This window comes from Streptomyces solicamelliae (assembly GCF_045348655.1).
GTDB classification, from domain to species: Bacteria; Actinomycetota; Actinomycetes; order Streptomycetales; family Streptomycetaceae; genus Streptomyces; species Streptomyces solicamelliae.
The window spans coordinates 4,381,203-4,403,714 of record NZ_CP160404.1 but is presented as its reverse complement, the minus strand read 5'-3'; the positions used below and the strand labels follow the sequence as shown (position 1 = coordinate 4,403,714).

Genomic DNA, 22,512 nt, shown 5'->3' with positions numbered 1-22,512 from the left:
GAGACCGGCGCCTTCTGGGTAAGCTCGGCTGATTCCCTGTGACGGAGCTCACCCGAACTCGAGGCGCTCGATCATGGTCGGCGCCGTGCCCGTCACCCCCGACAGGAAGCCCTGCGCCCGCGGCGAGGCGTTCTCGCGCAGCCACTCCGGCGCCACCTCGCAGACCGCGATCCGCACCCCCGTCCCCTTGAGCACCGTCGGCAGCGTGTGCACCACGGTGGACGGGAAGCTGACGACCGTACGCCCGATGGGGCCGCGGCGGGCGATCAGCTCCAGCGGCAGGTCCGGGCGGACGATCTCCATCCCGGTCTCCACGGCGATCCGGTGCAGCTTCTCCGCGCTCTCCCGCCGGTGCGCGAAGTACCGGGTCGCGCCGTGCGCCCCGGCCAGCGCGCCGACCGCGTCCGCGTACCGGTCGGGGTCGACCACTCCGGTCTCCACCAGGGACGTGCCCACCAGGTCCGCGCCCCGGGTCTGCCGCGGCGGGCCGAACCGGGCCCGGGTCCAGGCGAACCGGTTCACGGTGACCGTGGTGTCCGGCGGCGGGTCCACCGGCAGCGCGCTGAAGATCTCCACCGTCCGCCGGCGCGCCGGGGCGAGCCGGTGCCGGGCGAGCGCGGTGACCGGCGCGAGCACCAGCTCACGCGGCCCCCGGCTGCCCCGCCGGTGCCAGCGCACCAGCCGCTCGCCGCGGGTCAGCTGGGCCGCGTACTCCATGGTCGCGGTGCCGTCGTCGACCACCGTGAGCCGGTCGGCGCGGACCAGGGTGAGCAGCAGTTGCACGTACCGGGAGAAGGGGTCGCCGATCACCACCCGCTCCGCCCGGTTCAGCTCCGGGGCGAGTCCGGCGAGGGTGCGCAGCACGGCGCCGGCGCCGCCGCGGGCCTCCTGCCAGCGGACGGTGACGCCCTCGTCGCGGGCCAGCTGCGCCATCCGGCGGAGCTGGCCGCGCGACATGGGGTCGACCGGCGGGAGGACGACGATCGCCAGGTCGCCGCCGAGGCCCTGCGGGGCCTCGGCGGTGCGCTGCGCGGGGACGGGCGTACGGGCGTACGCCCATTCCAGGACGTTCAGGAGCTGGACCGGGCTCTCGACGAACGCCAGGCTCCCGGTCATGCGGCGACGAGCCCCTGGACCCGGCGGAGCTTCTTCATCGGGCCGAGCTCGGACTCGTAGACCTTCTTCACGCCGTCGCCGAGCGCGGTCTCGATGGTGCGGATGTCGCGGACCAGGCGCTGCAGGCCCTGCGGCTCGACGGAGGCGGCCTGGTCGGAGCCCCACATGGCGCGGTCGAGGGTGATGTGGCGCTCGACGAACGCGGCGCCGAGGGCGACCGCGGCGAGGGTGGTCTGCAGGCCGGTCTCGTGGCCGGAGTAGCCGATCGGGACGTTCGGGTACTCCTGCTGCAGTGTGTTGATCACGCGCAGGTTGAGCTCCTCGGCCTTCGCCGGGTACGTGGAGGTGGCGTGGCAGAGCAGGATGTTCGCGCTGCCGAGCACCTCGACGGCGTGCCGGATCTGGGCCGGGGTCGACATGCCGGTGGAGAGGATGACCGTACGGCCGGTGGCGCGCAGGGCGCGCAGCAGCTCGTCGTCGGTGAGCGACGCGGAGGCGACCTTGTGGGCCGGGACGTCGAACTTCTCCAGGAAGGCGACGGCCTCGGTGTCCCACGGGGAGGCGAACCAGTCGATGCCGCGCTTCCTGCAGTGCTCGTCGATGGCGCGGTACTCGTCCTCGCCGAACTCCACGCGGTGGCGGTAGTCGATGTAGGTCATGCGACCCCAGGGGGTGTCGCGCTCGATGTCCCACTGGTCGCGCGGGGTGCAGATCTCCGGGGTGCGCTTCTGGAACTTGACCGCGTCGCAGCCGGCGTCGGCCGCCACGTCGATGAGCGCGAAGGCGTTCTCGAGGTCGCCGTTGTGGTTGATGCCGATCTCGCCGCAGACGTAGACGGACTGGCCCGGGCCGGCGGTCTTGCTGCCGAGGGTGCGGAGACGGGTGTCGCTCATGGGGTGCGGTTCCTTACGCGTTCGGGGTGGGAGTGAGGGTGGGGACGGTGAGTTCGGGACCGAGGAGCCAGCCGGCGATCTCGCGGATCGCGCCGGAGCCGCCGGGCGTCGCGGTGACGGCCCGGGCGGCGGCCTTGACCGCGTCGTGGGCGTTCGCGACGGCGACGGGCCAGCCGACGAGGTGGAAGCAGGGCAGGTCGTTGACGTCGTTGCCGGCGTAGAGGACCCGCTGCGGGTCGACGCCGTTCTCGTCGCACCACTGCTTCAGGGCCCGGTCCTTGCGGTCGATGCCGTGCAGGACCGGGATCCGCAGCTTGCGGGCGCGGGCGGCGACCACCGGGTTCTGCTCGCTGGACAGGATCAGCAGCGGGACGCCGGAGCGGCGCAGCGCGGCGATGCCGAGGCCGTCGCCGCGGTGCACGGAGACGAACTCGTGGCCCTCGGAGTCGACGAGGACCCGGTCGTCGGTCTGCGTGCCGTCGAAGTCGAGGACGACGGCGTCGACATCGGCCAGGACGGGCGTGGTGACCGGGTCGAGCAGCGGCGCGAGCGCGCGGGCGCGGGCCAGGTCGTGCGGGTCGTCGATCTCCAGGACCCGGGCCGGGTCGGTGACGACGACGGCGGTGCGGCCGAAGAAGCGGTGGCCGTGCCGGCGGAAGCCCTCGGCGTCCATGGCGTAGGCGGCGCCGGTCTCCAGGTACTCCGGCTCGCGATCCTGGCGGCGCGGGCGGAAGGCCTTGTCGTGGTTGACGCCCAGGGCGTCGCCGGTGTCGCCCTGCTCGCCGGAGCGGGCGCGCCACAGGAAGCCGTGCGAGGGGGCCGTGGTCAGGGCGGTGTCGGCGGGGCCCTGGAGGACCTCGGCGGTGACCCCGTCGACGTCCTCGGAGGTGAGGAAGGGGCTGGTGCACTGGACGAGCAGGACCACGTCGGCGCGCCGGCCGTGGGTGGCCTCGAAGGCGTCCATGGCGTGCAGCACCGCGGACTCGCTGGAGGCGGTGTCGCCCGCGATGGAGGCCGGACGGTGCACGGCCTCCGCCCCGGCGGCGCGGGCGGCGGCGGCGATGTCCGCGTCGTCGGTGGAGACCACCACGTCGGTCACCAGGCGCGCGCCCCGGCAGACCAGCACGGCCCGGGCGACCAGGGGGACCCCGCCGACCTCGGCGAGGTTCTTCGCGGGGACCCCCTTGGAGCCGCCGCGGGCGGGGATCACGGCGAGGACGGTGGCGGGCGTGGTCATCAGAGTTCTCCCAGCCGGCGGATGACGGGGGCCACGCGCTGGACGCCGTGGCGGTACGCGCCGCGGGCGGCCTCGCGGACGAGGCGGCGGAGCCCGCTGTCGGGGGTCTCCGGCGCGTTCACGTCGAGGCGGTGCCGGGCGAGGATGCCGGGCAGGTACCCGGGCGCGGTCTCGGCCGTGTAGTAGGGGGCGATCGGGGGCAGGGCCGGGCCGGCCAGGAGTTCCGCCACGCGGGCGCGGGCGGCGTCGAAGGCCGTCTCGTACGCGCCTCCCCCTACGCCTGGCGGCGTGGGGGGACCCCCAGCGGCGACGCCCTGGCGGGCCAGCCAGTCCTCGTCGGCGACCGGCCGCTCGTCGTTGTCGAGCGCGTCGAACGAGGTCAGCAGCCCGGAGCCGATGAAGTGGTGGTTGCCGAGCACCTCGCGGACCCCGAGGTCGGAGAGGATCGCGGTCGGGATCCGGCGGTGCAGGGCCTCCAGAGCGGCCGTCGAGGAGACGGTGACCAGGAGGTCGGTGCGGTCCAGGACCTCGCCCATGTGCCCGTACACCAGGCGGAAGTTGGGCGGTACGGCCAGGTCGCGCACCAGCTTCTGGTACGGCAGCTCCTCCAAATGCGTCGTGTGCTCGCCGGGCTTGGAGCGCAGCTTGAGCAGCACCTCGCGCTCCGGGTTCAGCCGGGCGTGGCGGACCAGCCGGCGCAGCAGGTACACGCGGTCGGCGCGGGTGACCGGCACCGACGGCTGGGCGGCGAACACCACCGTGTCGCGGCCGGGCTCCGGGGCGTACGGGGCGCCGCCGAGGAACGGCAGCGCGGCCTCGACGACCGAGGAGGCGTCGGCGCCCACCCCCTCGTACACGGCGCGGAAACGCTCCGCGTCGTGCCGGGAGTTGGCGAGCACGACGTCCGCGCCGTGCCGCAGCAGCAGTCCGTCGGCGAGCTTCTCGTAGACCACGCCGACATAGCCGGTGACGATCACCGGCCGCCGCTCCAGGTCGAGGTCGGTGATCCCCTCGAGGACCGCGCGGACGGTACCGCCGACCAGCGCGAGCACGACGACGTCGAAGCCCTCGTCCCGCAGCGCCCGCAGGAACTGCCCGCCCGTCACCTCGTGCGGGCGGGTCTCGGACACCCCGGCCTCGGCGAGCTGGCGCGCGGTGGGGGTGGCCCGGCCGCGCAGGAGGAAGCCGGTCGGTTCCGCCCCGCCGGGGGCGATGCGGCGCGCGGTCAGCGCTCCCCATTTCCACCGGGTGTCGGAGTCTGCGAGAACGGCGACGCGCACCGCTGCATTGCTTGGTGATGGCACGTCGGTGACGTTAGAAAGGCATCCGGCTCGATGGCCCAACTCGGTCACAACAAACGGTGAACACCGGCCTGACGCATTCTGAAAAAGCCCCGGGGAATCGTGTCGGCAGTTCGCCGCCCAAGCCGATTCAGCAGACCGTCGCCGCGCGTTCACCGCACATCCGCCTTTCGGCAAGGGCGAATGCCGGGGGCCCGCCTAGCGTCGGCCGCGTGGTCAAGCTCTCTGTCGTCGTGCCGTTCTACAACGTGCAGACATACGCCCCCGACACCCTCAGAAGCCTGCATGCGAACGCGCGGGACGACGTCGAGTTCGTGCTCGTCGACGACTGCTCGACGGACGGCACGCGCCACCTCCTGGAGCGCGCCGCGCAGGAGCTGCCGGGGGCGGTGCTGATCCGGCACGAGCAGAACGGCGGACTGGCCACCGCGCGCAACACCGGCCTCGACGCGGCCCGCGGGGAGTACCTGACGTTCCTCGACGGCGACGACTGGGCCGCTCCCGGTCACTTCGCCGAACTCCTCACCGCCATCGAGGAGTTGGACTGCGACTTCGTGCGCACCGACCATGTGGTGGCCACCGGCCGCAAGCGCGTGGTGAAGCGCGCCCCGATCGGCCGACGCGACGAGGTGCTGCGGCCGCGGGACGCGATCCTGCCGGCCCACCGGACGACCTCGGTGGACTACCCGTACGCCTGGGCCGGGATCTACCGCCGGCGGCTGCTCGACCGCGGGCTGCTGCACTTCACGGACGGGCTGCGCACGGCCGAGGACCGGCCGTGGATCTGGCGGCTGCACCGCGAGGCGGAGTCCTTCGCCGCGGTGAGCACGCTCGGGGTGTTCTACCGGCGGGGGGTCGCGACCTCGCTCACGCAGATCGCGGACGTGCGGCAACTGGATTTCATCCGGGCATTCGACCAGGTGATCGAGGAAACGGCGAACGATTCCGACGCGGACGCGTTGCTGCCGAAAGCGGTGCGCACGTACTGCGCGATCATCGCCCATCACAACGCCGCGATCGGCCGATTCCAACCGGCCGTCGCAAGGAAATTGCGGTCGCTCAGCGCGGCCGCGCTGAAGCGAATGCCGCAGGACATTCTGAAGGAGGCGCTGAACTCCATGGACGCCGAACGCGCGGGTCTGCTGCGCAGGATCCGTCGCCGCCCGGGGTCCGCGGAGGTGGCCGCGGCATGAGCTCCCGTACCACCCGCACGGCCCGTCCCAGCCGCACGCCCCGCACCACCCGCCGTACGACCCAGATCTTCTACGCCTCCACGCTGTACGGGGTGGCCACCCTCGCCGCCGCCCTGGACAGCGGCTGCTTCGGCCCCGCCGACCGGCGGCTGCTGCTGCTCGCCAACAACGCGGCGGTCCCCGAGACCGCGGTCGCCCCGGACGGCATGCAGGGCTTCGCGCGGCTGCGCGACCGCTTCGACCGGGTGCTCTCCTGGAACGAGGCGATCGCCCCGCTGCACCCCTCCGGCTGGACGCCCCGCCCGGACGACGTACCGCTCCTGGAGCGGCACCTGCGCCGACTGTGGGACCTCGGCGACGACCGGCTCGAACTCGCCGTGGAATCGGTGCAGGTGACCCCGGGCCTGTCGATCGCCCAGCTTTTCCCGGACGCCGCGCTCGACGTGTACGCGGACGGGCTGATGAGCTACGGGCCCACCCGCAACAAGATCGACCCGCTGGTCGGCGAACGGGTGCGCCGGCTGTTCCACCTGGACCTCGTGCCGGGGCTCACACCGCTGCTCCTCGCCGAGTTCGGCGCGGCGGCACGGGTGGTGCCGACGGAAGCCTTCACCAAGGTCGTCGCCGAGCTGTCCGAGGCGCCTGCCGCGGACGGCGCGACCGGCCCGGCCCTGCTGCTCGGCCAGTACCTGTCCGCCCTGTCCATCCTCCCCCCCGCCGAGGAGGAGGCGCTGCACCTGCGGATGGTGCGCGGCGCGGTCGCCGCGGGCCACCACCGGCTGGCCTTCAAGCCGCACCCCACCGCCCCGCAGTCCTGGACGAAGGCCCTGCGCGAGGAGGCGGAGCGGCTCGGCGCGGAACTGACCGTGATCGAGCGGCCGGTGCTCGCGGAAGTGCTGTACCGGGAGCTGCGGCCGGCCCTCGTCGTGGGCTGCTTCTCGACGGCGCTGCTCACGGCGAGCACGTTCTACGGGCTTCCGGTGGCACGGGTCGGCACGGACACACTGCTCGACCGGCTGCGCCCGTACGAGAACAGCAACCGCGTCCCGGTCACGATCGTGGACGCCCTGCTGCCGGACCTCGCCGACCCGGCCGCCGTGGCGGCCTGGGCCCCGCCGTCCCCGGCGGCGGTCGCCGGGGAACTGGCCGGTCTGGTCGGCGCGGTGGGCTTCGCGATGCAGCCGCAGATCCGCGCGGACCTGCGGCCTGCCGCGGAGGCGTACCTGGCGGGCGGCCCGTCCCCGGCGGACTGGCGTTACTTCACCCGCCGCCGGCTGACGGTCCTGGGCCTGCCCGGCGGCCTGCCGGTCCCCCGGCACGCCGCCGTCCGCCGCCTGGCCCGCCGCGCCCGCCGCCTGAAGCGGGCGGCGCTGCGGCGGGTCAGCGGGCGGTAGTCCGCGGCGAGCACTGCGTACACACCTGCAGGTGTGTACGGTTCCGCCATGGAGACGTATCCGCTCGTGGAAGCGCGCAACCAGCTGGGGCAGCTCGTCAGCCGGGTGCGGCACGGCCGTGAACCCATCCTGATCAGCGAGTACGGCAAGCCGGCGGCGGCCCTCGTCCCGATAGAGGAGCTGGAGGAACTCTTGCGTCTCCGGGACGAGACCGACCTCGCAGAGGCCAAGGCTCACGAGGCCGAGCCGACCGGTCCCTCGATGACGCATGACGAGTTCATGGCACAGCTGGAGGCCGAGGACCGGCGGGCGGCCTCGTGAGCAACGTGGTTGTGTGGGAGCAGCCGGCCATGGCGGAGTTCCGTCGTCTCAGGCAGGCCGACCCTGTCGGCGCGAAAGCCTGTGCGGCGGGGTGTCCGCCCTGGCTGACGTCCCGCGCCCGGAGACGGCCCGTCCTCTCGGCGACTGGCTACTACCGGTTGTCCGTCGGCGCCTGGCGGGTCCTGTACCGGGTCGAGGATCAGACGATCACCGTCCATGTGGCGAAGGTCGGGCGCGTGCCCTGAGACGTCAGGCCCGGGTGATCGCCTCCTGGATCTCGGTCACCCACCGCGCGCGGTCCTCGGGGCACTCCAGGTAGAGCTCGCGGGCGTAGTGCCGCGTGCGGTAGCCGTTGGCGTCGATCCAGCGGGCCAGGTTCTGCACGGTCGGCAGGACGGCGTCCATCGAGCCGCGGTGCACGATGGTCGCGGCCTCCTCGATGCCGGGGAGGACGTGCACCTTCACACCCTCCGCCTCCGTGCCCTCGGGCACGGTCATGCCGGCGTGCACGAGGACCGAGCCGTCGCCGCGGCCGGCGTCCTCGTAGTACGCGAGGCCGGGGCCGAAGCCGGTGACGCCGGCCGCCTCCAGACGGCCGCACAGCTCCTCGTACAGGGGGCCGACGACCGGGCCGATGTCGTGCGGGCCGAAGCTCGCGGCGACGGCGCTCAGTTCGGCGATCCGGACGGCGGGGATCTTCTTGACGACGACGTCCTGCGTGGACATGCGTCCCTCGCTCTCGATGGCTCGGAGCCGCGCACCGACCTGGGCCAGGCGCGCCCGCGCCTCCTCCAGGGCCGCTTCCAGCTCGGCCCTGCGCAGGCGCAGCATGCCGCGCAGCTCCTCCGCGGCCACCTGCTCGTCGAGGATCACGGCCACCTGTTCCAGGGTGAAGCCGAGGTCCTTGAGCGCGATGACGCGGTTGAGCCGGGCGAGCTGGCCGGCCTCGTAGTACCGGTAGCCGCTGTGCGGGTCGACACGGGCGGGCCGCAGCAGTCCGACGGCGTCGTAGTGACGCAGCATCCGGACCGACACCTGGCCGTGCCGTGCGAAGTCTCCGATGGTGAACATGACGACTCCTACGCAACGGCCTCACACGGTGTGAGGGTCAAGCGGTGCTGCTCAGCGACAGCTTCACGGCGAAGCCGAGGAAGAGCGCACCGGCCGCCGAGGTCGCCCCGGCCGATAGCCGCTTGCGGCGGCGGAAGGCGGCGGCGAGGCGGGAGCCGCCGAATATCAGGGTCGTCAGGTAGAGGAAGCTGCCGAGCTGGAGCAGGGTGCCGAGGACGAGGAAGGACAGCGCGGGGTACGCGTAGCCGGGGTCCACGAACTGCACGAAGAACGAGATCAGGAAGAGGATCGCCTTGGGGTTGAAGAGGCTGATGATCAGCGCCCGGCGGTACGGGTGCTCCACCGGCCCGGCCGGCTCGTCCGCCGCGCTCTCGGCGGTGAGTTCGCCGCGCGAGCGCCACATGCCCCAGGCCGCCCGGAGCATGCCGATCGCCATCCAGGTCAGATAGCCCGCGCCCGCGTACTTCACGATCATGAAGAGCAGCGGGGTGGTCTGGAGCAGCGAGGCCGCGCCGAGCGCGGCCAGCGTCATCAGGACCGCGTCCCCGGTGAACACCCCGGCCGCGGCCTGGTAGCCGGTGCGGGTGCCCTTGCGGGCCGCGACGGACAGCACGTACAGCGAGTTCGGCCCCGGCAGAAGGATGATGAGGACGAGACCCGCGAGATAGGTCGGAAGATCGGTGACACCCAGCATGGAGCGGAGTGTCGCACGTGGGTGCGACACTCCGCTCCGGGGTTTCGTATGGCGGAAGATCAGAACGCGTCGGTCGGGACGTACGTGCCCCAGACCTCGCGCAGCGCGTTGCACACCTCGCCGACGGTGGCCCGCGCCTTGAGCGCGTCCTTCATAGGGTAGAGCACGTTGTCGGTGCCCTCGGCGGCCTTCTTCAGCTCGGCGAGCGCCGCGTCCACCGCCGGCTGGTCGCGCTCGGCGCGCAGCTTCGCCAGGCGATCGGCCTGCTGGGCCTCGATCGCCGGGTCGACGCGCAGCGGCTCGTACGGCTCCTCGACGTCGATCGTGTAGCGGTTGACGCCGACGACGACCCGCTCGCCGCTGTCGGTCTCCTGGGCGATCCGGTACGCGGAGCGCTCGATCTCGTTCTTCTGGAAGCCGCGCTCGATCGCGTTGACCGCGCCGCCGAGGTCCTCGACCTTCTGCATCAGCTCCAGGGCGGCGGCCTCGACGTCGTCGGTCATCTTCTCGACCACGTACGAGCCGGCGAACGGGTCGACGGTGGCGGTGACGTCGGTCTCGTACGCGAGGACCTGCTGGGTGCGCAGCGCCAGCCGGGCGGACTTGTCCGTCGGCAGCGCGATGGCCTCGTCGAAGGAGTTGGTGTGCAGCGACTGGGTGCCGCCGAGGACGGCCGCGAGGCCCTGGACCGCGACGCGCACGAGGTTGACCTCGGGCTGCTGGGCGGTCAGCTGGACACCGGCGGTCTGGGTGTGGAAGCGGAGCATCAGCGACTTGGGGTTCTTCGCGCCGAACTCCTCCTTCATCACCCGGGCCCAGATCCGGCGCGCGGCGCGGAACTTGGCGACCTCCTCCAGGATGGTGGTGCGGGCCACGAAGAAGAACGAGAGGCGGGGCGCGAAGTCGTCCACGTCCATGCCCGCGGCGACGGCGGTCCGCACGTACTCGATGCCGTCGGCGAGGGTGAACGCGATCTCCTGCGCGGGCGAGGCGCCGGCCTCGGCCATGTGGTAGCCGGAGATCGAGATGGTGTTCCACTTCGGGATCTCGGCCTTGCAGTACTTGAAGATGTCGGCGATCAGCCGCAGCGAGGGCTTCGGCGGGAAGATGTACGTGCCGCGGGCGATGTACTCCTTCAGCACGTCGTTCTGGATCGTGCCGGTCAGCTTGTCCGCCGGGACGCCCTGCTCCTCGCCGACGAGCTGGTACAGCAGCAGGAGCAACGAGCCGGGGGCGTTGATGGTCATCGACGTCGAGACCTTGTCCAGCGGGATCCCGTCGAACAGCACGCGCATGTCGTCGATGGAGTCGATGGCGACACCGACCTTGCCGACCTCGCCGTGCGCGATCGGGGCGTCCGAGTCGTGGCCCATCTGGGTGGGCAGGTCGAAGGCGACGGACAGGCCCATGGTGCCGTTGGCGATGAGCTGCTTGTAGCGGGCGTTGGACTCGACCGCGGTGCCGAAGCCGGCGTACTGCCGCATCGTCCAGGGCCGGCCGGTGTACATCGACGGGTAGACGCCGCGGGTGAAGGGGTACGAGCCGGGCTCGCCCAGCTTCGCGTCGGGGTCCCATCCGGCCAGGGCGTCCGGCCCGTAGACCGGCTCGATCGGAAGACCCGACTCCGACTCGCGCGACATCGCTGTGCCTCTCGGTAGACCTACTGTGCGGTACGACCCCCGCGACGGACTGTATCGGCGGCTGTGCGGCCGGTGGAGGCCAGCACGCTGGGACCTTCCTCACAGGATCCACCCGAGTGCGCAACCAAGCACGCGCGGGAAGCATCACTAGGTACACACACATGCCTTGGGGGGAAATCCATGCGCCACCGTTCCGTCATACGCAGAGCCGTCCTCGCCGCCGCCGCGGTCGCCCTGGTCGCCGGCTGCAATCCGCAGGGACCGGGCGGCGCCGCCGACCCGTCGCCCGTCGTGCCGTCGACGGGCGCGCCCTCGTCGAGCGCCCCGCCGGCCGACGACAAGCCGTCCGAGGCACCGAGCAGCGAGGCCCCCTCGCCCTCCGCGACGCCGACGACGGAGGCGCCGCAGCCCCAGTCCAAGGTCCTGATGAAGGACGGCGACGAGAGCGCCCAGGTCCGGGAACTCCAGGCCCGGCTGCGCCAGATCGGCTACTTCGACCGTGCGCCCACCGGCTTCTACGGCTCGATCACCGGCAGCGGGGTGAAGGACTTCCAGAAGAAGCGGGAGCTTCCGCAGACCGGTTCGGTGGACGAGATCACCTGGCAGCGGCTGCTGGGCATGACCCGGAAGCCGACCCAGGACGAGCTGCGCCCGTCGACCACCAACAAGCTGGACAAGCCGGACGCGCGCTGTATGACGGGCCGGGTGCTGTGCATCAGCAAGGAGACCCGGACGCTGGCGTGGATGATCGACGGCAAGGTGCTGTCGTCGATGGACGTCCGCTTCGGCTCGGAGAACACGCCCACCCGTGAGGGCACGTTCAAGGTCAACTCCAAGAGCCGGGACCACGTCTCGACGATCTACCACACGCCGATGCCGTACGCGATGTTCTTCAGCGGCGGCCAGGCGGTGCACTACTCGGCGGACTTCGCGGCGCGCGGCTACAACGGCGCCTCGCACGGCTGCGTGAACGTCCGGAACAAGGGGAAGATCGCGGCCCTCTTCGACCAGGTGAAGGTCGGGGACAAGGTCGTCGTCCACTGGTAGGGGAGAGGAGTTGAGGGCGCGGGCGGGACCGGGGGAACGTGTCCCGCCCGCGCCAGGTGCGCCGAGCCGTAGGTACGGGGGGAACCCCGGCTCGTTCTGCGCCGCCGATGACCAGTCGGCTCATTCAGTACTGCGTCGCCGGGCCCGAAAACGTCACACCCTCTCGGAAACGAAACGATAACGGGAGCAAGGCCGCGCATCGCCGCAGGTCAGAAGGGTGTGGAAGGAGTCCGCGCTCAGGCGGAGCGGGTGACGGGCGCCTGATGGGCCTCGTCGGCACCGTCGGTGCCGGCCGTGCCGGCCTCGTCGGCGGAGCCGCCCGGGTAGGGCGCGAGCGGCCGGAACGAGACGGTCGTGACGGGGGTGGAGACGTCCGTGACCGCGGCGCGGTCGTCGGAGCCGTCGCCACCGGTACGCATACCGGTGCCCGTGCCGTCGTTCGAGCCCCCGTCGGAGCCGTCGTCGCTCTTGCCGGAGTCGCCGTCGCCGGAGGAACTGCCCGAACCGCCGGAATCGCCGGAATCGCCCGAACCGCTCGAGTCCCGGTCGCCGGCGGACCCGTCCGTGTCGCCGAGCAGGCGGTCGCAGAACGTCTTCACCGTCTCACTGCCCCTGGGTGCCGAGGACAGCCGGCGCCGCTCGGCGGTGTCGAGCTTGCCGGCCCGCAGGTCGAGGCAGGCCTCGACGTACCGGGCGCGCAGCTTGTCGCGGTCGCGGCTTCCGTCGGTGCCCGCGTCCGGGCTGCCGCTCGTCCCGGCGTCCGGGCCGCCGGTCGCCGGCGGGGTGCTCGACGGGCCGCCGGAGGGCGGCGCGGTCGACTCCGCGCCGTGGGAGTGGCCGTCGTCCGGGGTGTGGCTGGAGTCGCTGTCGTCGTCCGGCCCGTCGGTGTCCTCGGGGCCGGGCGAGGCCGCGGCCGAGACGGAGCTGGCGGGCGCCGGGCCGTCGAACGGCGTCGGCAGCATGCCGGTGCCGGCGGCCACGGCCACGCCGCCGACGGCGAGGCCGGCGACCGAGGCCGCCAGGCCGAACCGGAAGGAGCGGGACCAGCGCTTGCGGCGGGCCCGGTGGCCGGTCGACACGAGGCGTACGTCGCTCAGCTCCGCGGTCGCGGCACCGGGGGCGGCCGCTGCGTCACGGGCCCGGGAGACCGACCGGAACGCGGCCAGCGCCGCCTCCTCGCCCGGAAGCGGAGCCGCCGCGGGGAGCGGGGCGCGGCGGACGGATTCGAGGGCCTCGGTCAGCCGTGCGGCCGCGGCGCGTTCGTGATCGTCGACGGGGTCGACCGAGTCGCCGCGCAGCAGTCGCTCCGCGGCTTCCAGGTCGAGCCACTCGTACCGCTCGTCGGCCATCACATGTCCTTCTGCGTCCGCGCGCGTGAATGCGTCACACCGCCCGGCGCGGTCGGGTCCGACCTGCGCCCGGGCTGCGGGGGTACGCCCTCCAAGGAAGAGGAGGTTCCGCTCGCGTCGGTTCCGTGTCGACCGGATCCGTCGCCGAGGAGTTCGGCCAGGCGTTTCAGGCCGCGATGGGCGGCGGTGCGGACCGCGCCGGGGCGCTTGCCGAGGGTGTCGGCGGCGGTCTTCGCGTCCAGTCCGACGACCACGCGCAGCACCACGGCCTCGGCCTGGTCCTGCGGGAGCGTGGCGATCAGATCCATGGTGCGGCTGGTGGACAGGGACTCCATCGCCTCGGCCACGGTGTCGGAGTCGGCGGGCTTGTCGGTCAGCTCGGTCTCGTCGCCGCCGACGGCGGGGCGGCGGCCGCGCATCCGAATGTGGTCCAGCGAGCGGTTGCGGGCGATCCGGGCCGCCCAGCCGCGGAAGCGGTCGGCATCGCCGCTGAACCGGTCGAGGTCACGGGCGATCTGGAGCCAGGACTCGGAGGCCACGTCCTCGGCGTCGGTCTCGCCGACCAGGGAGCGTATGTAGCCGAGCAGCCGGGGCTGCACGGCGCGATAGACCGCCCGGAAGGCGTCCTCGTCCCCGTGCTGCGCCGCAAGCACCGCGGCGGTCAGCTCCGCGTCGTCCCCCAGCAAACCCCACACCTGTTCGTCATCGCGGCTGGTCACCACCGTCGCGCGACGGTGCGCGCAGCGCCACGCTACGTCCTCACCGGGTGTCACGTCCATGCGCATCCGCGTGTTTGTACAAGCTGCAACTGAACCACCGCGCAGTGCGGTGTGACAGAAAACGCAGTCACGGCGCTGAGTGGAGTACGGGGCCGTGCTGCGGCTCCGACGATGACGACCGGGGCCTCTCCTGTGGGGGGTGGCGGCCCCGGTCGTCGTCGCATTCCGGGGCTCCTCGCCGTCGCGCGCCCCGTCACTGTTCCTTCTTCTCCCGCTTCCGGCGCGGCTCCCGCTCCTGCTCGCCGAGCACCGGGGCGCAGTGCTCCGCCACCCGCTCGGGGCCGCCGGCCTCCGCCTCCAGCCGCCGGAAGGCCGTGCCGTCGGGCGCCTTGCCCTTGCGGGTCATGGCGGCGAGGTACGTCCTGCAGTGCGCCGCCTCGTCCGCGGCGGTGTCCGGTCGCTCCCGCCCGGGCCCGCTCGACGGGCCGGGTCCGGGGGCGGACCTCCCGTCGGGGGTGTCCTCCGGGCGCGGTGCCGGCTGGTCCTCGGCGGGCCGGGGGGCGCGGGAGGCGGGGGCGGAGGGGCCGGGTCCGGGGTCCGGCAGGTCGGGGATCACGCCGGTCCCGGCGGCCACGGCGACCCCGCCGAGCAGCACGGTGACGGCGACCCCGAGGCCCACGGCCCGTACCGGCGCGGCGCCCCTGCTCCGTACCGTCGCCGGCCGCCAGTCGTCCCGGCGCCGGGTCCGGCGCGAGCGGTGCTCCCCGGCGTCCCGGGCCCGCCGGAACGCGTCGACGGCGGCGGCCTCGTGGGGGTCCCGGGCGTCTCCGGGGGCGCCCTCGGCGCCGACCCGCAGCGCGGCCCGCAGGGGCTCGGCAAGGGGGGCCGTCACCGGGCCGTCGGGCAGGCCGTCGGCGGTGCCCCTGGCCGGATCGGCGTCCGGTTCGGCGTCCTGTTCGGCGTCCGCCGGGTTCTCCCGGGGGTCGCGCTGGCGTGTCATGGTCTTCTCTTGTCCTTCTGCCCCTGCGGCGGCTCGGCGGCCAGCAGCCCGGCCAGTTTCCTCAGTCCCCGGTACCCCGCCGTGCGGACCGCTCCCGGACGCTTGCCGAGGACGCGTGCCGCCGCGGGGCCGTCGAGTCCGACGACCACCCGCAGCAGCACCGCCTCGGCCTGCTCCCTCGGCAGGTTACGGATCAGGGCGAGCGCCTGCCCGGTCGACAGCGATTCAAGCGCGGCGTCTTCCGTGTCGTGCGATCCGGGCAGTTCCAGTACGTCCTGCTCGAGTAAGGCGGTCCGGGGCCGGCGCCGCTGCCGGCGCAGGTGGTCCAGTGCCCGGTGCCGGGCGATCGTGGCCGTCCACCCCCGGAAGCCCGCCCCGTCGCCGCGGAACCGTCCCAGGTCCCGGGCTATCTCCAGCCAGGCCTCGGAGGCCACGTCCTCGGCGTCCTCCCCGACCAGTCCCCGTACATACCCGAGCAGTCCCGGTTGCACCAGCCGGTAGGCCCGGGCGAAGGCGTCCTCGTCCCCGCCCTGGGCCCGCTCGACCTCGGCGCCCAGCTCCTCGTCGTACGCCCCCACGCTTCCCTCTTCGTGCCGACTCGGCACCGGTCATCGTGCCCATGTCCCCCGGGGGAAGCGCACAGCCGCCCCCCGTTGATCAGCGTCTCTGTCCACAGAAACGTCACAGGCACTCGACAGGCGTGCGCGCCCTCCCGTGCAGCATCAGATAGAACCGCTCCACGGAGTCCTCCGGGCCGTTCTCGAACCGGTTGACGACCTTGCCGAGCGGGTTCCACGCCCGCCCGTCGGGCATCCGGACCCCCACCGGCTGCCCGAAGTACTCGCGCTGTGCCTCGTCGAAGTCCGTCCAGCGGCCGCCGGCCCGGCGCACGATCACCTCGCCGGTGTACGCGCCGAGCCCCTGCAGGATCGCGTCCACCCGGACCCGTTCGGGCCGGTCGCGGCGGAGCCCGTCCACGACCAGGTCGACCAGGCGCAGGCTGGCCACGGAGTAGTCGAGCGGGAGACGGCTGCGCCGGGTCAGTCCGTCCACGAAGCGTGTGACGTACGGCCGCATCCCGTCCGCTGTCGGCAAGCTCAATGAGTCTTCATCCACGCCAGACCAAGCGCCGCCGTGTCCAAGATCGTCACGCGTCGGCAACGTGTCCGTCGTCACATCGCGACGCGGGTAGATGTCAACCGAAGGTTGACACTCGCGAACTGTCAACCTAGGGTTGCCTCATGACGACGAACCCACGCGGTACGAACGTTCCCGTGCGCCTCGACGACCTGATCGAGGCCATCAAGAAGGTCCACACCGACGCCCTCGACCAGCTCTCCGACGCGGTCCTGGCGGCCGACCACCTCGGGGACCTCGCCGACCACCTCATCGGCCACTTCGTCGACCAGGCCCGCCGCTCCGGTGCCTCCTGGACGGACATCGGCCACAGCATGGGCGTCACCCGGCAGGCCGCGCAGAAGCGGTTCGTGCCGAAGGACCCGGACGCCGCGAAGATGGACCCGAACGCCGGGTTCAGCCGCTTCACCCCGCGCGCCCGCAACGTGGTCGTGGCAGCGCAGGAGGAGGCCCGGGCGGTCGGCAACGCGCAGACCCTGCCCGGCCACCTCGTCCTCGGTCTGCTGGCCGAACCCGAGTCGCTCGCCATGAAGTGGCTGACCGGGCACGGCGTCACCGAGGAGGCGGTGCGCAACGCGGTGACCCCGACGCTGCCGCCGCAGGCCGAGGACGTCCCGGCGCTGATCCCGTACGACGCGGACGCGAAGAAGGTCCTGGAGCTGACGTTCCGCGAGGCCCTGCGCCTGGGGCACAACTACGTCGGCACCGAGCACATCCTGCTGGCCCTCCTGGAGCACGAGGACGGCAAGGGCGTGCTGTCCGGCCTCGGCGTGTCGAAGGCGACCGCCGAGACCGAGATCGCGGAGGCCCTCGCCTCGATCACGATCTCCGAGCCGGAGGCCCCGACGGCCTGACGGACCGACAGAGCGACGACCCTGTGGCGCGGACTGTGATCCGCGCCACAGAACTCTTGGCCGGCGTGACGTTTACGTACGCACCTTCGCTGGGTGAGTGAGTGTGCCTGCTGTGACCAGCGGGCCCGAAGTGAACTTCTGAGTACGTAACTCACCCGAGGAGTGGGGCACTTGAGCCCACGCAGATCGCATGCGTACCGACCTCTGAGTATGAAACGCCGCGCCTGGCTGACCCTGGGTGCCGTCGTCCTCGGCGGGGCCGGCGTCGTCACCGTCGCGGTGGCGAATCCGTCCGACGACCCGCCCGCACCACCCGCACCGCGCAAGGGCGGGGTCTTCGACTACGCCCTGAAGACCACCGGGACCGGCAAGCGCGAGCTGCCGAGCACCGACACGAAGCAGTTCTCCATGGTGGGCGTCAGCTGGGACTCCGCGAAGGCGAAGTTCGACGGCACCGTCGAGGTCCGCACGAAGTCCGTCGAGACCGGCAAGTGGAGCGGCTGGCAGCGCCTGGAGCGCGCCGCCGACCTGGCCGAGGGCGACGACCTCACCGCGAGCCGCGGCGCCACCGAGCCCCTGTGGGTCGGGCCGTCCGACGGAGCCCAGGCCCGTGTCGTCGACCCGGACGGCAGCCGGATCCCGCTGCCCGGCGGACTGGAACTGAACCTGATCGACCCGGGCCTGACGCCGCAGGAGGCGAAGGCCGAGGGCCGCGCCACCGAGGTCGAGGCCGAGCCCGGCACGGACACCAGCGACCTGGCGTTCGCCGTGCCCGCCGCGTTCGCGGCCGAGGAGAGCGCGAGCCCGACGCCGAGCGATCCCGCCTCGCCGAGCGACCCCGCCTCGCCGAGCGCCACGGCCACGGAGACCGCGCCCGCCGACCCGGCGTCGCCGTCCGCCACCCCCGGCACGGACCCGACGCCGACGGCCACCCCGACGCCGACCGCCACCGTCCCCGTGGCCCCGCCGTCGAACACCAACAGGCCGCCGATCGTCACGCGCGCCCAGTGGGGCGCGGACGAGTCGAAGGTCGAGGACCCGCCGGAGTACATCGACAAGATCCAGGCGGCGTACATCCACCACACGGTGGACAGCAACAACTACAGCTGCTCGCAGTCCCCCGCCCTGGTCCGCAGCATCCTGCTGTTCCACACCCAGACCAACGGCTGGAACGACCTCGGCTACAACTTCCTGGTCGACAAGTGCGGCCGGATCTTCGAGGGCCGCGGCGGCGGCACGGACCTGCCGGTCAAGGGCGCGCACACCTCCGGCTTCAACTCGTACTCCACCGGCATCGCGCTGCTCGGCAACTTCGAGACGGGCAAGCCCACCCGGGCCGCCCTGGAGTCCGCCGCGCGCATCGCCGCGTACAAGCTCGGCCAGTACGGGGTGAGCCCCACCGCGAAGGTCACGCTGACCAGGCTGAAGACCAACCCCGACGGCACCACCTCGCCGGACGGCGACGTCGTCTTCAACACAGTCTCCGGCCACCGCGACGGCTTCGCCACCGAGTGCCCCGGCGCGAACCTGTACTCCAAGCTCGGCGCGATCCGCGACTTCGCGGCCAAGCCGGGCCGCAACTCCGCGATCCCGACGTCCGACTTCAACCGGGACGGCATCGCCGACCTGGTCGTCGGTCTGCCGCGGCAGACCGGGTTCGCCGGCCGCGTCAGCGTGCTGCCCGGCACCACCGCCGGCCCCAGCCACACCGCGAAGAAGAACCTGGACCAGAACAGCGCGGGCGTGCCCGACGCCAACGAGGCCAGTGACCTCTTCGGCTACTCCTCCGCCTGGGGCGACGTCAACGGCGACGGCCACGCGGACCTCGTCGTCGGCACGCCCGGCGAGGACGGCGCCACCGGCCAGACCGACACCGGCGCGGTCTCCGTCCTGTACGGCCCCGGCCTCACCACCGGCCGCGACCACTGGACCGCCGGCCGGGCGGCCGGCGAGAAGCTCGGCTCCGCGGTGACGACCGGCGACTTCAACGCCGACGGCAAGGCGGACGTCCTCTCCGTGGCGCCCGGCACCCCGGGCCGCTGGTGGGCCTACGACGGCGCCACCGGGGCCGCGAAGTCCGGCAACCTGGGCGCGTCCGCGTACACCGCGGCCGTCGTCTTCGGCGCGGCGGTCAGCGGCGACTTCGACAAGGACGGCTACGCGGACGTCCTGATCAACTACCGCGACCCGTCCGCCGCCGGCCGGCTGGTCTGGCTGAAGGGCTCGGCGACCGGCCTGCAGCGCGCGGGCACCCTGGACGCGCGCGGCGGCCGCTCGCTGGCCGCGGGCGACGTCAACGGCGACGGCTACGACGACGTGGTCGTCGGCCAGCCGTCGACCACGGAGTCCGGTCACACGCTCAAGGGCGGCGCCGTCACCACGGTCTTCGGCTCGTCCGCCGGGCTGAGCTCGGCCAACCGCAAGACGATCGGCCAGGACACGGCGTACGTGTACGGCACCGGCGAGGTGGGCGACGACTTCGGGACCGCGGTCTCGGCCGGCGACCTCGACCTCGACGGGTACGACGACATCCTCGTCGGGATGCCGGGCCAGGACATCAGCCAGAACGGCGCCGTCCTCGCGAACGCCGGCATGGCGGTCCTCGTCCGCGGTTCGGCCACCGGCCCGACCGGCACCGGCTCGACCGGCTTCGCGCAGGGCTACAGCGGTGTGCCCGGCGGCGCCGAGGCCAACGACCGCTTCGGCTCCTCCGTCGCGCTGAAGGACCTGTCCGGCTTCACCCGGGCCGATCTGGCCATCGGCGCGGACGGCGAGGACGCGAACAACGGCACGGTGCTGCAGATCGACAGCAGCAGCTCCGGCGCGGTCCGCACGTCCGGCCTCTACTACGGCCTCACCGAGCTGGGTGCGGCGGCCGGGGTGCGGGTCGGCATGGTCCCGCTGGTCCCGTAGTCCCGTAGTCCCGCAGCACGCGGAAGGGCCCGCCGGACGTCGTCCGGCGGGCCCTTCCGGTACGTCAGTTGGCGCGAGCGCGCCGGGAGACCACGGCCTTCAGGACCCGGCGGCCCTCCGTCGACAGGTCCCGGGCGCGGCGCAGGCCGGTCGGGCCGCCCGCGGCCGAGTCGAGCACGGCCTGCTGGCGGCGGAGTTCCCCGGCGAGCAGCGGGCCCGCGCCGTCGGGTTCGCCGGCCCGGCAGCGCTCCACGAGCGCGGCGCGCTCGCTCTCCTCGCCGGCGTCGTAGCGCGCGTGGAGCACGAGGGCGGTGGCCGAACAGGCGTCGGCCCAGGCGCGCAGCGGTCCGGCGGACCAGTCGCCGGGCGCGTCGCCCAGCATGCCGCGCACGTCAGCCGCGTGCGGGCCGGCGGCCGCGGCGAGTTCGACGCCGGCCTTGGCGACGGCCTCGCCCCAGGCGGGCCCGCCGCCTCCGCGGGCGACCGCGGCCCACGCCGGACGCAACACGTCCGCCGCCTCGGGGTCGAGCAGCGGCAGACAGCGGTCCAGGCAGGCGAGCCCGGCGGCGGCCAGGCTGCGCTCGTCGGCCACGGCGATCATTTCCTGCAGGCTTCGGCTCGTTGCCGACGTCATGGGACGCCTCCCGTCACGGACGCAGTACTTCCCTTACTGCGCCGACTGGCGTGTTTTCGTCACTGTGCGGCCGAAAATATGCCACCGGTCCATGCCTCATGGCTAGAGGTCGTCCACAACGAGTAACCGCCGGACGGGGTCGGGACGGTACATCGGCCGCGGCCTCAGCCGCGCAGTTCGTCCGCCAGCGCCCGGAAACGTTGCCAGCTCGCCGTCGGCGTCCGCGCGTCCCACAGCTTCTGGGACGTCGCCGCCAGCGGCAGCCGGATCCCGGCCGCGACCTGCGCCTGCGTCTGCGCCCCGGACAGGTCGCACCAGACCGCGAACGTGCCGCCGAGGATCTGCGCGTCGTACCGCGCCGGCACCGCCGTCGAACCGCGCAGCACCCGCGGCGTCCACTCCTCGTAGATACGACGGCCGGTCGGGTACGTGAACTGGTTCGGCTCGCCGAGGACGTAGTAGAGGTACTCGTCGTTGAGGTTGACGACCTTCCGGCCCTCGGCGAGGTACTCCGCCGGCGGGCGGGCGCCGATCTCCTTGCCGGTCCAGTACTCCACCTCGATGCGCCGGTCGGCGTCGACCGTGCCGCCGCGGAAGAAGCCGTCGTTCCACGCCTTCGCCGTCTTGCCCGCGCCGCGCACCACCGCCGCGCGGTCGTTCAGCCAGCCCTCCGCGAGGTCACGGACGGTCGCCGACGGGCCGTACCTCCGCGCCGCCGCGCTCGCCAGCTGCGGGTACGAGGCGGCCGGGTCCCGCACCGTCAGGGCCTGGTACTCGTCCGCGCCGACGTGGAACCAGGCGCCGGGGAACAGCCCCGCGTACTCGCGCAGCAGCTCGTCCACGAGCCGTGCCGACTCCGGCTTCGAGATGTCGATCGCGCCCTGCCGGGGCGTGCCCTGCACGTTGAGCAGCCGGAGGTCGGGGTGGGCGCGCAGCACCGCGCCGAGGTGTCCCGGCGAGTCGATCTCGGGCACGACGGTGATGTGCAGGCTCCGGGCCAGGGCGATGATGCGGCGCACCTCGGCCTTGGTCAGGTGCTGCTGCGAGACCACCTCGGGGTGCGTGTCGGACTCGATGCGGAAGCCCTGGTCGTCGGAGAAGTGCAGTCCGATCTGGTTGAGCTTCAGATCCGCGAGCTCCCGGATCCGGTCCTCGATCCAGCCGGCCGTGAAGTGCTTGCGGGCGATGTCGACCATCAGTCCGCGCTGCGGCTTCGCCGGCCGGTCGAGGATCACGCCCTCGGGCACCACGCCGGCGGACCGCACCGCCTGCTTGACCGTGCGGGTGCCGTAGAAGACGCCGGCCTCGTCGGGGCCGGTGATCCGGACCCGGCCGCCGGTGGTGGTCAGGATGTACGACTCGGGCGCGCCCGAACCGCCGAGCGCCAGCTCGACGTCGCCCGGGCCGGCGGCGGCCTCGCCCCGGTAGGCGACCTTCAGCTCCCCGGCGAGCAGCCGCGCCTCGTCGGCGAGCTCCGCGCTGCCCGGGGCGATCACGATCCCGGCGTCCGGGCCGGGGCTCCAGCCGGGGCCGCGGGCGGGCCGGTGCTCCAGGACGGCGGGGATCGTGCGCGGCGCCGTGGAGAGCGGGTACGTCCGGGTCGGCGAGGGCTTCGGGGCCGGCGCGGTGGTCGTGGCCGGGGCGGAGGAGGTCGCGGAGGAGGTCGCGGCGGGCGGCGCGCTCGTCCCGGCGCCCGCCCCGGACGATCCGTTCGAACAGGCCGCCACCGTGGCCACTGCCACCGCGGCGGCCACCAGACCGGGACCGGTCCGCCGGCCACGTATGAGGTACCGCATCACTCGGCATCCTCCCCCAAACGGACGCCACCGGCCATTCGTGTCGAACGGGGCGAACGGACCAACGCCCCACCCCGCACCACGGGCAACCACCGGCCCCGGCAACCCGCCACCCCGCCCCCCACCGCCCCGCCGGCCGCAGCAACGTGCGAGCCGCCCCGGCGACCGCCCGCGCCGACCCTCCGCGGCGTTTCATCGGTACC

At 73.1% G+C, this 22,512-nt stretch carries 21 protein-coding genes; 7 read left to right on the top strand and 14 right to left on the bottom strand.

The features are described 5' to 3' along the window. Positions 1–48: 48 nt before the first annotated feature. Genes ABZO31_RS20620 through ABZO31_RS20605 form a run of 4 tightly spaced genes read right to left on the bottom strand, consistent with a single transcriptional unit; the run spans position 49 to position 4,550 of the window. Positions 49–1,116 (bottom strand): hypothetical protein, encoded by a 1,068-nt coding sequence (locus ABZO31_RS20620; protein ID WP_406862699.1) that lies wholly within the window; start codon positions 1,114–1,116, stop codon positions 49–51. Beyond that, positions 1,113–2,009, bottom strand: coding sequence for an N-acetylneuraminate synthase family protein (locus ABZO31_RS20615; RefSeq protein ID WP_406862698.1), 897 nt, complete (start codon positions 2,007–2,009; stop codon positions 1,113–1,115). The genes ABZO31_RS20620 and ABZO31_RS20615 overlap by 4 nt, the downstream gene beginning before the upstream one ends. A gap of 13 nt (positions 2,010–2,022) precedes the next feature. Next, the gene (locus tag ABZO31_RS20610; protein ID WP_406862697.1) at positions 2,023–3,246 is read right to left on the bottom strand and encodes a cytidylyltransferase domain-containing protein; all 1,224 of its coding nucleotides are present in this window, start codon (positions 3,244–3,246) and stop codon (positions 2,023–2,025) included. Next, positions 3,246–4,550, bottom strand: coding sequence for a DUF6716 putative glycosyltransferase (locus ABZO31_RS20605; RefSeq protein WP_406862696.1), 1,305 nt, complete (start codon positions 4,548–4,550; stop codon positions 3,246–3,248). Before ABZO31_RS20605 ends, ABZO31_RS20610 begins: the two co-directional genes overlap by 1 nt. A 209-nt stretch (positions 4,551–4,759) precedes the next feature. On the opposite strand from ABZO31_RS20605, the gene ABZO31_RS20600 reads away from it, so the two are divergent. The 4 genes from ABZO31_RS20600 to ABZO31_RS20585 are packed head-to-tail and all read left to right on the top strand — an operon-like array spanning position 4,760 to position 7,700. Beyond that, a complete protein-coding gene (locus tag ABZO31_RS20600; protein WP_406862695.1) occupies positions 4,760–5,740 on the top strand; it encodes a glycosyltransferase family 2 protein in 981 nt (326 codons plus the stop codon). Then, positions 5,737–7,134, top strand: coding sequence for an alpha-2,8-polysialyltransferase family protein (locus tag ABZO31_RS20595; protein WP_406862694.1), 1,398 nt, complete (start codon positions 5,737–5,739; stop codon positions 7,132–7,134). Before ABZO31_RS20600 ends, ABZO31_RS20595 begins: the two co-directional genes overlap by 4 nt. A gap of 48 nt (positions 7,135–7,182) precedes the next feature. Continuing rightward, positions 7,183–7,455 (top strand): type II toxin-antitoxin system Phd/YefM family antitoxin, encoded by a 273-nt coding sequence (locus ABZO31_RS20590; RefSeq protein ID WP_406862693.1) that lies wholly within the window; start codon positions 7,183–7,185, stop codon positions 7,453–7,455. 29 nt (positions 7,456–7,484) lie between these two features. After that, positions 7,485–7,700, top strand: a complete 216-nt coding sequence (locus ABZO31_RS20585; RefSeq protein ID WP_406865420.1) for a type II toxin-antitoxin system RelE family toxin — start codon at positions 7,485–7,487, stop codon at positions 7,698–7,700. A gap of 4 nt (positions 7,701–7,704) precedes the next feature. Here the strand turns inward: ABZO31_RS20585 and ABZO31_RS20580 are convergent, their stop codons facing one another. Genes ABZO31_RS20580 through ABZO31_RS20570 form a run of 3 tightly spaced genes read right to left on the bottom strand, consistent with a single transcriptional unit; the run spans position 7,705 to position 10,860 of the window. Next, the gene (locus tag ABZO31_RS20580; RefSeq protein ID WP_406862692.1) at positions 7,705–8,526 is read right to left on the bottom strand and encodes a MerR family transcriptional regulator; all 822 of its coding nucleotides are present in this window, start codon (positions 8,524–8,526) and stop codon (positions 7,705–7,707) included. Between the two features lie 37 nt (positions 8,527–8,563). Then, on the bottom strand, positions 8,564–9,220 hold the full coding sequence (gene leuE / locus ABZO31_RS20575; RefSeq protein ID WP_406862691.1) for a leucine efflux protein LeuE: 657 nt from the start codon (positions 9,218–9,220) through the stop codon (positions 8,564–8,566). 59 nt (positions 9,221–9,279) lie between these two features. Further along, positions 9,280–10,860 carry an acyl-CoA mutase large subunit family protein gene (locus ABZO31_RS20570; protein WP_406862690.1) on the bottom strand — a complete coding sequence of 527 codons (1,581 nt, stop codon included), beginning with the start codon at positions 10,858–10,860 and terminating at the stop codon, positions 9,280–9,282. Between the two features lie 180 nt (positions 10,861–11,040). Between ABZO31_RS20570 and ABZO31_RS20565 the strand changes: the two genes are divergently transcribed. Next, complete coding sequence (locus ABZO31_RS20565) at positions 11,041–11,907, top strand: L,D-transpeptidase family protein (RefSeq protein WP_406862689.1); 867 nt, start codon at positions 11,041–11,043, stop codon at positions 11,905–11,907. 236 nt (positions 11,908–12,143) lie between these two features. Here ABZO31_RS20565 and ABZO31_RS20560 read toward each other — a convergent pair whose 3' ends face one another. The 5 genes from ABZO31_RS20560 to ABZO31_RS20540 all read right to left on the bottom strand — a co-directional run bounded on the left by ABZO31_RS20560 (position 12,144) and on the right by ABZO31_RS20540 (position 16,052). Next, complete coding sequence (locus tag ABZO31_RS20560) at positions 12,144–13,256, bottom strand: hypothetical protein (RefSeq protein WP_406862688.1); 1,113 nt, start codon at positions 13,254–13,256, stop codon at positions 12,144–12,146. Continuing rightward, positions 13,256–13,942: an RNA polymerase sigma factor gene (locus tag ABZO31_RS20555; protein ID WP_406865419.1), complete on the bottom strand. Its 687-nt coding sequence runs from the start codon at positions 13,940–13,942 to the stop codon at positions 13,256–13,258. Before ABZO31_RS20555 ends, ABZO31_RS20560 begins: the two co-directional genes overlap by 1 nt. Before the next feature lie 286 nt (positions 13,943–14,228). After that, on the bottom strand, positions 14,229–14,975 hold the full coding sequence (locus ABZO31_RS20550; RefSeq protein WP_406862687.1) for a hypothetical protein: 747 nt from the start codon (positions 14,973–14,975) through the stop codon (positions 14,229–14,231). Next, on the bottom strand, positions 14,972–15,553 hold the full coding sequence (locus ABZO31_RS20545) for an RNA polymerase sigma factor (protein WP_406862686.1): 582 nt from the start codon (positions 15,551–15,553) through the stop codon (positions 14,972–14,974). Before ABZO31_RS20545 ends, ABZO31_RS20550 begins: the two co-directional genes overlap by 4 nt. A 103-nt stretch (positions 15,554–15,656) precedes the next feature. Beyond that, positions 15,657–16,052 carry a hypothetical protein gene (locus tag ABZO31_RS20540; RefSeq protein ID WP_406865418.1) on the bottom strand — a complete coding sequence of 132 codons (396 nt, stop codon included), beginning with the start codon at positions 16,050–16,052 and terminating at the stop codon, positions 15,657–15,659. Between the two features lie 164 nt (positions 16,053–16,216). Here ABZO31_RS20540 and ABZO31_RS20535 point away from each other — a divergent pair, with 164 nt between their 5' ends. Then, positions 16,217–16,966: a Clp protease N-terminal domain-containing protein gene (locus ABZO31_RS20535; RefSeq protein WP_406862685.1), complete on the top strand. Its 750-nt coding sequence runs from the start codon at positions 16,217–16,219 to the stop codon at positions 16,964–16,966. 210 nt (positions 16,967–17,176) lie between these two features. Next, the gene (locus tag ABZO31_RS20530; RefSeq protein WP_406862684.1) at positions 17,177–19,879 is read left to right on the top strand and encodes an FG-GAP-like repeat-containing protein; all 2,703 of its coding nucleotides are present in this window, start codon (positions 17,177–17,179) and stop codon (positions 19,877–19,879) included. A 64-nt stretch (positions 19,880–19,943) separates the two neighbouring features. On the opposite strand, the gene ABZO31_RS20525 is transcribed toward ABZO31_RS20530, so the two are convergent. After that, positions 19,944–20,513, bottom strand: a complete 570-nt coding sequence (locus tag ABZO31_RS20525; protein WP_406862683.1) for a hypothetical protein — start codon at positions 20,511–20,513, stop codon at positions 19,944–19,946. 164 nt (positions 20,514–20,677) lie between these two features. Beyond that, on the bottom strand, positions 20,678–22,309 hold the full coding sequence (locus ABZO31_RS20520) for a beta-N-acetylhexosaminidase (RefSeq protein WP_406862682.1): 1,632 nt from the start codon (positions 22,307–22,309) through the stop codon (positions 20,678–20,680). Positions 22,310–22,512: the final 203 nt, after the last annotated feature.